Here is a 10,637-nt window from a genome sequence, read left to right as displayed (position 1 = left end):
CATCGTGGACACCGCCCGCCGACCAGCGCGAGCACGGAAGGACGCCCGCACACCAGACCCGTGACCTGCAACTTCACGATGCACACCGCTCATTGAGGCCGGCCTGACGCAGGGAGAGCTCGCCGCCAAGGCTGAGATCTCCCAGGCGTACATGTCCATGATCGAAAAGGGCATCGGGAACGCCTCGGCCCCCGTGCTGAAGCGCCTGGCCGAGGCCCTCGACTGCTCGATTGCGGATCTCATGCCGCTGGAGCCGCAGCCGGTGGGCGTGAGCGCCCAGGCGGCGGCGGAGACCGAGGCGGCGTGAGCGCCCAGGCGCCGGGTTCGCGGATCTGCCGTACGCCGCGGGAGGCGTTCGAGGCCGGGTTCACCGCGCCGTGCGAGCACGGTGTGCGCCCCCCGGACTGTGCGCGCTGTCGCCTGACCGAGGCGGAGATCGGCCGTCTCGCCGTGCTGCTCAAGACGTCTGTGCCCCCGGCCACAGAAGCCCGCGAGACCGCCGCCTGACCCACGAGTACGGGGCCGGCCCCGGCCCTACCCGGAGCACGACCCCTCGGCACAACCTCACCCAATGAAATGAGGAGACCGTGACCGCATCATTCCAGACCCCTTCGGGCGCTCCGCGCCCCGAGGCTTCCCCGTTGCTCGAGCACTCGTTGTGTGGCGCTCGCCGCCCCGGCTATGTGCTGAGGAAGTTGCCGTGTGTCCGCGATCCCCACGCCGACAGCGTCCACATGGACGTCCACGGTGTCACCTGGCCCGCGACGCCGGTGCAGGCCGCTACCGGCGTGATCCGTGCCTCGATCGAGCAGGGCAACGGCACCCCGGCGGGCATCGCCCAGGCCGAGGCGGACGCGGGGATCCTGTTCGACCCGAAGCGGGCCGAGCAGATCGCCACCGCGGCCCGCGAGCAGGCAGCGGCCGAGTACCGCGCCGAGATCGACGACCTGCGCGAGGAGAACGCCTCGCTGCGCCACTTCAAGGGGCAGCTCGACGCGGTCCGCCGTGTGCTGGCCGGCCACCGTGGTGACGACGCCATGCTGGTCCGCGAAATCCTGACCGCCACCGACGGTCAGAACCCGCTCGACGGCATCCCGTGGACCCTGGCTTGGAACGGCGGGGTCGGCTTGCCCGACGGCGGCTCCCGTCACGGCCGCGCGATCGTGGAGTGCGCCACCTCCTACGGCGCCCGCGCCGACCTGGTCCTCACCGGTGACAAGCGCCAGGCCCTCGCCGCCCTGTTGGACACGGAGATCGTCCGGGACATCCATGCCCAGTGCCCCACCGACGGCTGCGGTGCGGCCGAGGCCGAGGGCGCCTCCTACCCGCTGCCGGACGGATGGGCGCGACTGGAGATCGCCGGTGACGCGGACGGTCTGCGTGCCTACTGCTCGCCGATGTGCGTCTCCCTCGCGTTCGCCCGCGCGGGCGAGCAGCTCGCCGCGGCCGACCGTACGGCCGAGTTGGACGGTGGCCTGTGAGTGAGGACACCGAGCGCAGCCCGCTCGCCACGATCGAGGCGCTCGAGGCGGCAGCGTTCCGCGTCGGCCAGGTGGCTCGCCGGCTGCTGGCTGAGCACCCCGGCCTGCCGGTGTGGGAGATCCGCCCTCGGGCGATCGCGTACAGCCGCCACCCGACGAACTCCGCCCAGTTGGAGATCTCCCCGAGGGACACGGACGCGGTCCGCGCGTGGGCCGAGGCACTCGGCACCACCGTGGACGTCAAGTTCTACGACAACCCCGCCCGCTCGCACTGCTTCGAGTACCACGGGGCCGAGTGCACGATCGGCGGTGTCGAGGTCAGCATCTCCGCCACTCGCCGCCCGTCGGAGGAGGAGATCACAGCCTGGCGCACCAAGCGGGACCAGGCGCTCGCCGATGCCGAGAAGGACACCCGCGACGCGGGCGACGTCCACTCGGCCGACACCACCGCCGGGGGTCACGGTGAGTAGCCCGATCCCGCCGGACGTCCTGGCCCGCATGGCGGAGCTGCAGTTGGAGTTCCCGCGCGGCCCTCTCCCCGGCAGGCCGTGGCGGCCGGTCACGCACGCCGAGGACATGCTGCTGCGTCAGGCTCAGAGGCTGGACGGTATCCGCCGCCAGCTGCTGGCCGAGCACCGGCGACTCACCGGCCAGGCCCGGTCCCTGGCCGGCAGGGTCACGGAGCTCGAGCAGGAGACGACCCGGCTGCACAGGGCACTGCTCGACAAGCCGCTGGCGGAGCCCATGCCGCATCTGTCGCCTGAGGAACGCGAGGTGTTGGCGGCCGCGGCCGCCGGCGAGGGCCTGGACGCCACCGCCCGCCGCCTGCAGATCAGCCCCAGCGTCCTGAAGTACCGGCGCAAGCGGATCCTGCAGCGGTACCGGGCCGACACGTTCACCCAGGCCGTGGCCCTGGCGGTCGACGCCGGCGACGTCCGCCCGAGCCGTACGGGGGTGGCTCCGTGACACCTCTGGAGATCGCCCAACGGCGCTGCGCGCACCTGCCGTCGGAGGACCGGCTGCTGTTCATGCGGCTGTTCGAGCAGGGCCGCAAGGACGCCGAAGCCGGGGCGGACACCGAGATGACGGCCTGGACGCTGCGCACTGCGCGTCTGGATGCGGCGCTGGCCGGCTACCTCGAGGGCCTCGCCTCCACCCGGGCCCCTGCTCTTCGCGTGACGTCCTCCTTCAGGGAGCGTACGTGCGGCCGGGACTCCTACGCCGGTTACCTGGCTCACCTGCGCGCGGGGCAGCTCGCGTGCCTCGGGTGCCTGGCGGCCAACGCCCGCCGGTCGGCCAAGGCGAGGAAGCTCCGCAAGCGCCGGGTGATGGCGCGGTGAACACGACAATCTCGCTCGGCTTACTCGTCTTCGCCGTCGCCGTCGCGGCCTGGTTCGCGGCGGCAGTGATCGCCGACCACTGGCCGGCCCGCCGCCCGCCGCAGGCCGTGCAGCCCGTCCGGGTCGCTCCGCAGTCCCTCCACGCCCCCTCGCAGTGGGGACACGCCGACGCACGTCACACCCGCCCGCCCACCCGCCACCGCAGGGAAGGACGACCATGCGACTGACCCGCCGCGTGACACAGACGGTGACGTCCAACCTGACCACGCTGGCCGTGTTCTACGGCGCGTTCCAGGTCACCGGGCAGTGGCTGCTGCCCCTCCTCGCGGCCCGGGGCGTCACCGTCCCGGTGTGGCTCGAGGTGACCCCGTGCTGACCCTCACCGGCGCAGCCCTCGCCGTCGCCGCCGCGGTGTACGCGGCCCTCGTCGCCGCCCGCCGGCTGCTGTACCCCAGCCCGCCGCAGCCGTACGCCACGTTCGACCCGTCCGGCGAGGACGTCCACCTGGTCCTGATGCTGCCCTGCCACGGCCCCTGCGCCCGGCGCCGCCCGCACGAGGCCGACGGCTACGGCACCGCCACCTGCGTCCCCTGCGGCACTGCCCGCCCCACCACCGAAGAGGAACAACCCCATGCGTCGTGACGTCGAACTCGGCATCATCACCGAAGCGTTGAGCAAGCTCGGCCCCCACGCCCCGGCAGTCCGTGTCTGGGGCCGCGCTCCGGGCGCGGGCAACGACCTCGGCGCGCCCGGCAACGTGTGGGCGGCCGACGTCCACGACCTGGCCCTGCACATCTGTACCCGGCTCTACGGCCGCCCCTCGGCCACCGCCGACACCCGGTCCCCGGTCGAGCAGGCGGCGGACGCCAAGCGCGCCCGGGACCTCACCGGGGAGCTCGGCGCCCTGACCGGCGCCGAGCGGGCACTGACGTCCGCCCCCTGGTACCCGGTACGCCCCGGGGACCTGGTCCACGTCCACTACGAAGGCGCCGGCGAACTGCCAGCGTTCGGCGAGACGTACGCGATCGAGGAGATCCCGGGCGACGAACTGCTCCGCATGCGCCTGCTCCACCACACCGCCGACAGCACGGACACGGTCGGCGTGTTCGCGGCCGAGGCCGCCGACCACCCGCTGTACGAGATCTGGTTCGAGGCCGGCCCGCACCGGCTCACGATCGTCCGTGACGGCCGCGTCGTGCACGACGGGAGCGTCCCGCAGCCGCGGCCGGGCGCGGGCGCGCTGCTCAAGGCGTTCGGACTGACGATCGGCGAGGCCGAGCGCTACCTCGAACGGGGCGATGCGGGTGCGGCGTTGGCCCGGCTGCGCTCCGCCACCTCACTGCCGCCGTGCGGGGCGCCCGGGGTCATGCCGGAGCACGCCGACTGCGCGCGCCCGAAGGGCCACTGGGGGGTGTGCTGCGACGACGCGGACTATGTCGACCCGCCGCACGAGTGCCCGGCCCTGCCCGCCGAGCTCCACGCGGTGCTGACCGTCGGCGCGAAAGCGACGGACGTCCACTTCGCCGGCCTGTATGCGGAGTACGAGGCAGCCGTCGACCACGCCTCCGGATTCGCCGCCGCCTACCGCGACTGCCTCGACGAGCGGTACGTGCATCCCGCGCCCGGCCTGCCCGGCGAGATGGTGCTGAAGCTGCCGCAGGAGAACGAGCTCCAGGCGACCGGGGTGCAACTGGCGGTCGTCGTCCCGCTGCAGGTGCTCCCCGACCCGCGGGCCGAGGACGAGTGGGCGGCTGAGGGCATGGCCACGGCTTTGGGCCCGGAGGACTACGCCGACGACTACCGCGACCTGGACGACGAGTGAGCGCCGTCGACGAGCAAGCCGAGGCGCACCGGCTGAAGAGCGAGCTCGGGTACGGCGCGCGGCGGATCGGCAAGGAGCTCGGGATCAGCCGGTACGCGGCCGAGCGGCTGCTCGCGCGGCCGCTGCCTCAGCCGGTGGCTGAGCCGGTCGGCCAGGTGGTGGCTGAGGTGGCTGAGCCGGTGGCTGAAGTGGCCGACCGACCGGCCGAAGTGGCTGAGCCGGTGGCTGAAGTGGCCGACCGGCCCGGCCGCCTGGTCCTCGAGCTGTACCCGGGCCTGGCCGACGACCTGGCCACGTTGCAGCGCACCGGGTGCACGGCCGAGGCGGCCGTCGACTACGCGGTGGCGGTCCTGGCCGGCGCGTACCGCAACGCGGTGCAGCTCGGCGTGCTGTCGGACGGCGATGTGCTGGACGTCCTGGCCGTCACCTTCCGGCCGCCTGCCCGCACCGCCACGGCGGCCTGATGACCGGGTGGCCCGCCCCGCCCACCCCCCGGGGCGGGCCACCCTCACTCCCTTTGCTCGAGAGGACACCCACGCGTGAAGCTCCCTGCATGGTGGGCCGTGATGGCCGTGGCCGTCGCCGCGGCGATCGGTCTGTTCCTCACCGCGACCGCCGCCGACACGGACAGCCCCGGCCCTGCCGGGACGGAGCCGGCGGTGCCGAGCCCGACACCGAACCCGCCACCACTGCCGGGCGGCTGACCCCAGGCCCGGCAGCCGGCCGCCGGCCGGCCTGCACGACCACACCTGCCCCCTTGTATCGAGGAGCCACCGATGCATGACCGGCCCATACCCACGCCGGGAGACGTCGCCGCGCGCCCCCCTCTGTCCTACGACCGGCACGGCTGGGAGCGGGCCATCCGCTACAGCCAGTTCAAGCCCGACGTCCGCCTGGTCGCGATGATGCTCGCCCACCACGCCGACGCCGACGGGCACATCCCCTCCGGCCACGCCCTGATCGCCGGACGCCTCGCGAAGGCCTGCGGCCTGCGCCCCGACGACCGGGTCAGAGGCGCGCTCGGCCTCCTGGAGAAGCGTGGCTACCTCAGCCGCCCGCGCGGCGAGCGCGGGCCGAACATCCTGCCGCGCCCGGTCACGCTCACCCTGCCCCCGGGCCACCTGCCCACGGCTCCCGATCCCCGCCCCGGCAGCCATCCATGACCGGCGCTGAGCCCGGGCGGCAGTTATCGCTGCTGCCCGCCGACCCGCCGCGCTGGGGCGGCCCCGCCGCCGTACCCGCAGGGCCGATCCGCACCTCCGGCCGCACCGAGTACACCGTCCTGTGCGACGGCCCGAGCGGCTGTGGAGCTCTCCACCGCCACACCGGCCCCGGCATCCGCACCGCACCGTGCGGCGCCGTCTACACCGTTTCCGAACCTCAAGAGGAGTCCTGAATGCCCATCAGCTTCGACAAGATCGAGCAGGCCGCGCCCGGCCTGGTCTCGCTGGCCAAGACCGCGGCCGCCTCGCTGGACAAGCACGGCCTGACCCATCAGCAGATGGCCGTCTATCTGGTGCTGGACCACTCCGGCAGCATGCGCCGCTTCTACGCCGACGGCTCCGTGCAGCGCCTCGCAGAGCAGTCCCTGGCGCTCTCGACGCGCCTGGACGACGACGGCACCGTCCCGGTCGTGTTCTTCGCCTCCGGCGCTCAGCAGCCCATGCCGGTCAGCCTGGTCAACTACAGCGGGGTCATCGACCGGGAACACCCCCGGATGCCGTGGGGCACCACCAACTACGTGGCCGCCATGCGGCAGGTCGCCGACCACTACCGCGACTCCGGCGCCTCCGATCCGGCACTGGTGCTCTTCCAGACGGACGGCGAGCCGGACGACCGGGGCGCGGTCGAAGCCGAGCTGCGCCACCTGTCCAAGCTCCCGCTGTTCTGGTCCTTCATCGGCTTCGGCGGCCGCGTCAGCTTCCTGGAACGACTCGACGACCTCACCGGCCGCATGGTCGACAACGCCGCGTTCTTCCACGCCCGCGACCCCTACCAGGTCTCCGACGCCGAACTCCTCGACGGCGTCACCCGGGAGATCCCGGCCTGGCTGCACGCCGCGGCCGCCGCCGGCATCACCCGCCAGGGGCCGACTGCCTGATGCCGTTCCTGTCCGCGCCCGCCGCCGAGCCCCGCCACAGCAGTGGCGGGGCCGGCGGTGCTCGGCGCGGGCAATGGGTGAAGTACCCGCTGCGCGTCGTGACGGACGCGGAGGCGTACGCGCCGGGGGACACGAACTTCTACGGCAAGGTCAAGGCGCTCTCGAAGGGCCGCCGGGCGACGGCGTCGATGGAGAAGATGGCCGGCTACCTGGACTGGTCGAAGTCGACCGGTGAGCGAGCCGGACGCCGCCTCGGCCGTCCCGCGCCGACGGACGGCGTGGTGGAGCTCTTCACCAAGCGGAACACCCACAAAATCACGGGCACGGGACAGACCGCCGAGCGCTGGTGCCGCGACCTCGACAAGGGGGAGCCGTTCGTATGGGGCCCCGTGCTCGCCGCCGACACCCTGCGCGGCCTCCTGCACCGCCTCTACCTCGGCCTGCGCTACGCCACCGTCATCAAGCACCACCAGCCCACCCTCGCCGAGCTCGCCCAGCTGCTGCGCCACCACGGCGGCAAGCGCGCCGGGCAGCCGCTCGCCGAAGCGTCTGTCTCCCGCCTCCTGGACGAGCTCGAGGCCCTCGGCTGGATCACCGTCGACCGCCGGGCCGGCTACCGCGGCCGCCACGCCATCACCGTCCACGACCACCCGGTCCATCCGGTCGACGAGCCGGAGCCGACTCCTGATCCTGGTGACGGATCGGGTCCCGATCTTGGTGACGGATCCCTCGCGTATAAGGAAGACCAGGGACTGAACGACCTGGAGAAGACGCGGGCCGGTGGTTCCATCCGCCGTAGGCGAGATACCGGTAGTAGAGCTGTGGATACCTTCGGTAACCCGATCGCGCCGCCGCCGTACACCGGACCCCAGCTGACCCTCTCCCCGCGGATCTGGCACGTCCTCGAGCCCGTCCGGCACCTGCTGCCCGGCATCAGCCCCTACCTGATGCGCCGCATCGCCCGCGAGATCGGCCACCAGCTCGACACCTACGCCACCCCGCAGCGCCTCCGCGCCCGCCTCACAGCCCGCACGGCATCCGCCATGGCCGACGACATCCGCGACCCCGGCCGGTGGCTCCTCGGGGCCGCGCTGCCCCGCTGGGGCTGCGGCCTGGCCGACTGCGAGACCGGCGTCCTGTGGACCACCGGCCACCACTGCCACGTCTGCGCCGACATCCGCGCCGACCGCCGCACCGGACACCCACCGCATCCCCCACCGCACACCGCACCCGAGCCCGCCTTAGACCCCACCGGCACCTGACCCGACCACCGAGAGGACCCGCCCTGCGATGCCCTACCCGACCGCTCGCCCGCCCGCTCCCAACGGCCCCGGCAACTGCCCACGCTGCCTCGCCGACGTCATCTGGTGCACCACCGCCAAGAACCGCGTCCCACAGATGATCAACGCCGACCGCGACGCCGCCGGCAACACCGCCGTACGCGTCGACCACCTCGGCCGCTACCACTCCCGCCAACTCACCCAAGAGCGCCCCACCCCCGAAGCTGGCGAGAACCTCCACAAGCCCCACATCGCCACCAGCCCCACCTGCTTCACACCCCGCCAACCACGCCCACCCGCCCCCCGCGACCGCCGCGTCATACGCCCCACCAGGTGGCAACGATGACCGCCCTCCGCGTCAACGAGGTGATGGTGAACTGCTACTCGCCCCGCGAGGCAGCCAACTGGTGGGCCCTCTACAGGGCCCACGGTCCGGCCGAGCGGTTCACCACGATCACGGCCGCGATCCCCGGCGACCTGGTCGACGTGGCGTGCGACGACCGCGACCACGCCGAGTCGCTCCGAGACGACCTCATCACCCGAGGCATCCCCAGGACAGCACTGAAGGTGATCAAGTGAGGCTCCTCGCCGCCGCGCCCGCACTCCTCTACGGCGCCGCCCTCCTGGTCCTCCTGCTCCCCCCATGCCTCCACGCCGCCAGGACCTGGCGACGCCACCCCGCCCCCACCAAGGAACAGACCCGGCACGTCGAGCAGCAGCAGCTCACCGCCCGCCAGGAACTCGACGCCGCCTGCTGCGTCTGCTCCTGGGTCAGCCACGGCACCCGCCACGACACCCACTGCACGACGGAGACCCGAGCATGAGCCCTACTTCTCGCTCCCGACGCCTGGCCCGCTGGCTCGCCGCCGATACGGCGGTGCCCCGATGGATCGTCGCCTTCCTGTGCTTCAGCGCGGTCGTCGACTTCGTCGGCGACCACCTGTGACCCCACGCCCTCTCGCGCGCGCCTGCGAACACGCGCGCAGAACGCAGGCGCGCGCACGCGCGCGAGACCACCACCCCTACCCGCCAGTAGAAGTGACCCCGTACCGCCGACCAGAAAGAACGATCATGATCAAGGCCGTCATCCGCGACCCGCAGGGCCCGCTCATCCTCCTCGGCCTCTCCGGCGAGAACGTCACCCGCCTCATGGTCGACGAACCCATCGCCCTCAACCTCGCCGAACTCGGACTGCCCCCACTACGCATCGTCCTCACCGGCGGCCGCACCGAAGCCGACATCGTCCACCAGCTCGAGCGGCACTTCGGCCCCCTGCCCTTCACCTGCCCCCGCTGCAACCGCACCTCCCACCACCCCGACGACAAACGCCACGGCTACTGCGCCAACTGCCACGACCACACCGGAGCCACCCCGTGACCGACACCACCGACGACCACACCGCGTCCATCCGCTCCACCCTCGACGACCACGGCAACGCCGCCTGCCTCCTGGCGTGGGGACCCGTCCAGGCACTCCTGGCCCCGGACACGGTCCTGATCACCGCCCGCGACCTCATGGCGGCCGCCAGCTTCGCCGAAACCGACGTCGCCCTCATCCGCGTCTTCCGCACCGAGCTGCAGCTGGACATGGCGACGATCGGCCACATGGTCCGCGACATCCGCGCCGAGCGACCGACCCCCACCGGAAAGGCCGCCCTGCGTATCTCAGCCATCGCCGGCGCGAACACCGGCCTCCCCTACGTCCACATCGCCCGCGGATCCATGAAGGGCGAACTCACCCCCGACGAGGCCCGGCAGATGGCCGTGCACTGGACCGAGGCCGCCGTCGCCGCACAGATCGACGTACGCCTCCGCTACGCCCTCGGAGAATGGGACCGCCTCGACATCACCGAGATCGACCATCTGTTCGCCCTGATCCAGAAGGCAGCCCCACAGTGAGCAGCTGCTCGATCTGCCCCCGCACCGCCCCCGACGGCCACCACGCCTGCCTCCTGCACGCCGGCGAGCTGCGCGCCTGGCTCACCGAACTCCCGAGCCAGGCCCGCCTGCTCGAGGCATTCGTCGCGGCCGCCGGACGCCCCCACACCGGACGCCTCGGCAGCACCGGCCGCGCACACGCCCCCGTACCCGTCGACATGCGCGTCCTGGCCCTCCTCGGCCCCGGCCACGCCGACCCCACCACCGCCGACGAGGAACCCGACACCATCCCCATCCGCGCCTTCCTCGACGCATGGGCCGGCTACACCGCCTACAGCTACCCCGCCGTCTACCGCGACCCCTACGGCACCGAGTACACCCGCCCCTGCGAACAGGCCCTACCGACCCGAGGGGCCAGCATCACCGGCTGGTGCACCTGGCACCTCGCCTACCTCCCCTACGCCCTCACACACCCATGGATCGGCGACTTCCACCGCCAACTCGGCGACCTCATCCACCGCATCCGCGACCTCACCCACGCCACACCCCACCACCACCCCAAAGCCGCACCCTGCCCCAACTGCGACGAACACCGCCTGGCCGCCATCGACGGACAACTCCACATCACCTGCGCCAACTGCGGCCACCTCCTAATGACGTTGTCAACTCGCAGAAGCAGCGGAGAGTCCATGGTCGTAGCACCGTCCGTCACGGATCAGGGCCCACAGGACGTTGA

Annotated in this window: 23 protein-coding genes; all 23 read left to right on the top strand. The window is 72.5% G+C overall.

Going from position 1 to position 10,637, the window contains the following annotated elements; all coding sequences use genetic code 11:
• The first annotated feature begins 91 nt into the window (after positions 1-91).
• Positions 92-307 (top strand): helix-turn-helix transcriptional regulator, encoded by a 216-nt coding sequence (locus tag AB0903_RS33645; RefSeq protein ID WP_366708547.1) that lies wholly within the window; start codon positions 92-94, stop codon positions 305-307.
• Entirely contained in the window at positions 304-507 is a 204-nt protein-coding gene (locus tag AB0903_RS33640; RefSeq protein ID WP_366708546.1) for a hypothetical protein, read from the top strand. The genes AB0903_RS33645 and AB0903_RS33640 overlap by 4 nt, the downstream gene beginning before the upstream one ends.
• 80 nt (positions 508-587) lie before the next feature.
• Complete coding sequence (locus AB0903_RS33635) at positions 588-1,481, top strand: hypothetical protein (RefSeq protein WP_366708545.1); 894 nt, start codon at positions 588-590, stop codon at positions 1,479-1,481.
• Positions 1,478-1,951 carry a hypothetical protein gene (locus AB0903_RS33630; RefSeq protein WP_366708544.1) on the top strand — a complete coding sequence of 158 codons (474 nt, stop codon included), beginning with the start codon at positions 1,478-1,480 and terminating at the stop codon, positions 1,949-1,951. The genes AB0903_RS33635 and AB0903_RS33630 overlap by 4 nt, the downstream gene beginning before the upstream one ends.
• A complete protein-coding gene (locus tag AB0903_RS33625) occupies positions 1,944-2,447 on the top strand; it encodes a LuxR C-terminal-related transcriptional regulator (protein ID WP_366708543.1) in 504 nt (167 codons plus the stop codon). The genes AB0903_RS33630 and AB0903_RS33625 overlap by 8 nt, the downstream gene beginning before the upstream one ends.
• Positions 2,444-2,821: a hypothetical protein gene (locus AB0903_RS33620; RefSeq protein ID WP_366708542.1), complete on the top strand. Its 378-nt coding sequence runs from the start codon at positions 2,444-2,446 to the stop codon at positions 2,819-2,821. Before AB0903_RS33625 ends, AB0903_RS33620 begins: the two co-directional genes overlap by 4 nt.
• A complete protein-coding gene (locus AB0903_RS33615) occupies positions 2,818-3,048 on the top strand; it encodes a hypothetical protein (protein ID WP_366708541.1) in 231 nt (76 codons plus the stop codon). The genes AB0903_RS33620 and AB0903_RS33615 overlap by 4 nt, the downstream gene beginning before the upstream one ends.
• The gene (locus tag AB0903_RS33610) at positions 3,039-3,197 is read left to right on the top strand and encodes a hypothetical protein (protein WP_366708540.1); all 159 of its coding nucleotides are present in this window, start codon (positions 3,039-3,041) and stop codon (positions 3,195-3,197) included. Before AB0903_RS33615 ends, AB0903_RS33610 begins: the two co-directional genes overlap by 10 nt.
• Positions 3,191-3,463, top strand: coding sequence for a hypothetical protein (locus tag AB0903_RS33605; protein WP_366708539.1), 273 nt, complete (start codon positions 3,191-3,193; stop codon positions 3,461-3,463). Before AB0903_RS33610 ends, AB0903_RS33605 begins: the two co-directional genes overlap by 7 nt.
• Positions 3,453-4,643, top strand: a complete 1,191-nt coding sequence (locus tag AB0903_RS33600) for a hypothetical protein (RefSeq protein ID WP_366708538.1) — start codon at positions 3,453-3,455, stop codon at positions 4,641-4,643. Before AB0903_RS33605 ends, AB0903_RS33600 begins: the two co-directional genes overlap by 11 nt.
• On the top strand, positions 4,640-5,107 hold the full coding sequence (locus AB0903_RS33595; RefSeq protein WP_366708537.1) for a hypothetical protein: 468 nt from the start codon (positions 4,640-4,642) through the stop codon (positions 5,105-5,107). Before AB0903_RS33600 ends, AB0903_RS33595 begins: the two co-directional genes overlap by 4 nt.
• A 75-nt stretch (positions 5,108-5,182) precedes the next feature.
• Entirely contained in the window at positions 5,183-5,347 is a 165-nt protein-coding gene (locus tag AB0903_RS33590; RefSeq protein WP_366708536.1) for a hypothetical protein, read from the top strand.
• 72 nt (positions 5,348-5,419) lie between these two features.
• On the top strand, positions 5,420-5,806 hold the full coding sequence (locus AB0903_RS33585; RefSeq protein ID WP_366708535.1) for a hypothetical protein: 387 nt from the start codon (positions 5,420-5,422) through the stop codon (positions 5,804-5,806).
• Positions 5,803-6,039 (top strand): hypothetical protein, encoded by a 237-nt coding sequence (locus AB0903_RS33580; RefSeq protein ID WP_366708534.1) that lies wholly within the window; start codon positions 5,803-5,805, stop codon positions 6,037-6,039. Before AB0903_RS33585 ends, AB0903_RS33580 begins: the two co-directional genes overlap by 4 nt.
• Positions 6,040-6,744, top strand: a complete 705-nt coding sequence (locus AB0903_RS33575; RefSeq protein ID WP_366708533.1) for a VWA domain-containing protein — start codon at positions 6,040-6,042, stop codon at positions 6,742-6,744.
• The gene (locus tag AB0903_RS33570) at positions 6,744-8,006 is read left to right on the top strand and encodes a hypothetical protein (RefSeq protein WP_366708532.1); all 1,263 of its coding nucleotides are present in this window, start codon (positions 6,744-6,746) and stop codon (positions 8,004-8,006) included. The genes AB0903_RS33575 and AB0903_RS33570 overlap by 1 nt, the downstream gene beginning before the upstream one ends.
• A gap of 28 nt (positions 8,007-8,034) precedes the next feature.
• Positions 8,035-8,370, top strand: coding sequence for a hypothetical protein (locus AB0903_RS33565; protein ID WP_366708531.1), 336 nt, complete (start codon positions 8,035-8,037; stop codon positions 8,368-8,370).
• On the top strand, positions 8,367-8,603 hold the full coding sequence (locus AB0903_RS33560; RefSeq protein WP_366708530.1) for a hypothetical protein: 237 nt from the start codon (positions 8,367-8,369) through the stop codon (positions 8,601-8,603). The genes AB0903_RS33565 and AB0903_RS33560 overlap by 4 nt, the downstream gene beginning before the upstream one ends.
• Positions 8,600-8,848: a hypothetical protein gene (locus tag AB0903_RS33555; protein WP_366708529.1), complete on the top strand. Its 249-nt coding sequence runs from the start codon at positions 8,600-8,602 to the stop codon at positions 8,846-8,848. The genes AB0903_RS33560 and AB0903_RS33555 overlap by 4 nt, the downstream gene beginning before the upstream one ends.
• Positions 8,845-8,970 (top strand): hypothetical protein, encoded by a 126-nt coding sequence (locus AB0903_RS33550; protein ID WP_366708528.1) that lies wholly within the window; start codon positions 8,845-8,847, stop codon positions 8,968-8,970. The genes AB0903_RS33555 and AB0903_RS33550 overlap by 4 nt, the downstream gene beginning before the upstream one ends.
• Positions 8,971-9,095: 125 nt before the next feature.
• A complete protein-coding gene (locus tag AB0903_RS33545) occupies positions 9,096-9,401 on the top strand; it encodes a hypothetical protein (protein ID WP_366708527.1) in 306 nt (101 codons plus the stop codon).
• The gene (locus AB0903_RS33540) at positions 9,398-9,922 is read left to right on the top strand and encodes a hypothetical protein (protein WP_366708526.1); all 525 of its coding nucleotides are present in this window, start codon (positions 9,398-9,400) and stop codon (positions 9,920-9,922) included. Before AB0903_RS33545 ends, AB0903_RS33540 begins: the two co-directional genes overlap by 4 nt.
• Positions 9,919-10,637, top strand: a 719-nt coding sequence (locus AB0903_RS33535) for a hypothetical protein (RefSeq protein ID WP_366708525.1), incomplete at its 3' end; no start/stop codon positions are given. The genes AB0903_RS33540 and AB0903_RS33535, both read left to right, overlap by 4 nt.

This window comes from Streptomyces sp. NPDC048389, assembly GCF_040706335.1.
Lineage (GTDB): Bacteria > Actinomycetota > Actinomycetes > Streptomycetales > Streptomycetaceae > Streptomyces.
The sequence above is the reverse complement of the archived record's forward strand: the minus strand, read 5'-3'. Positions and strand labels throughout refer to the sequence as shown.

Coding starts and splice junctions, on each gene's coding strand:
- AB0903_RS33580 (WP_366708534.1), top strand. CDS start 5,803: ATGACCGGCGCTGAGCCCGGGCGGCAGTTATCGCTGCTGCCCGCCGAC.
- AB0903_RS33600 (WP_366708538.1), top strand. CDS start 3,453: ATGCGTCGTGACGTCGAACTCGGCATCATCACCGAAGCGTTGAGCAAG.
- AB0903_RS33570 (WP_366708532.1), top strand. CDS start 6,744: ATGCCGTTCCTGTCCGCGCCCGCCGCCGAGCCCCGCCACAGCAGTGGC.
- AB0903_RS33545 (WP_366708527.1), top strand. CDS start 9,096: ATGATCAAGGCCGTCATCCGCGACCCGCAGGGCCCGCTCATCCTCCTC.
- AB0903_RS33575 (WP_366708533.1), top strand. CDS start 6,040: ATGCCCATCAGCTTCGACAAGATCGAGCAGGCCGCGCCCGGCCTGGTC.
- AB0903_RS33565 (WP_366708531.1), top strand. CDS start 8,035: ATGCCCTACCCGACCGCTCGCCCGCCCGCTCCCAACGGCCCCGGCAAC.
- AB0903_RS33610 (WP_366708540.1), top strand. CDS start 3,039: ATGCGACTGACCCGCCGCGTGACACAGACGGTGACGTCCAACCTGACC.
- AB0903_RS33585 (WP_366708535.1), top strand. CDS start 5,420: ATGCATGACCGGCCCATACCCACGCCGGGAGACGTCGCCGCGCGCCCC.
- AB0903_RS33550 (WP_366708528.1), top strand. CDS start 8,845: ATGAGCCCTACTTCTCGCTCCCGACGCCTGGCCCGCTGGCTCGCCGCC.
- AB0903_RS33560 (WP_366708530.1), top strand. CDS start 8,367: ATGACCGCCCTCCGCGTCAACGAGGTGATGGTGAACTGCTACTCGCCC.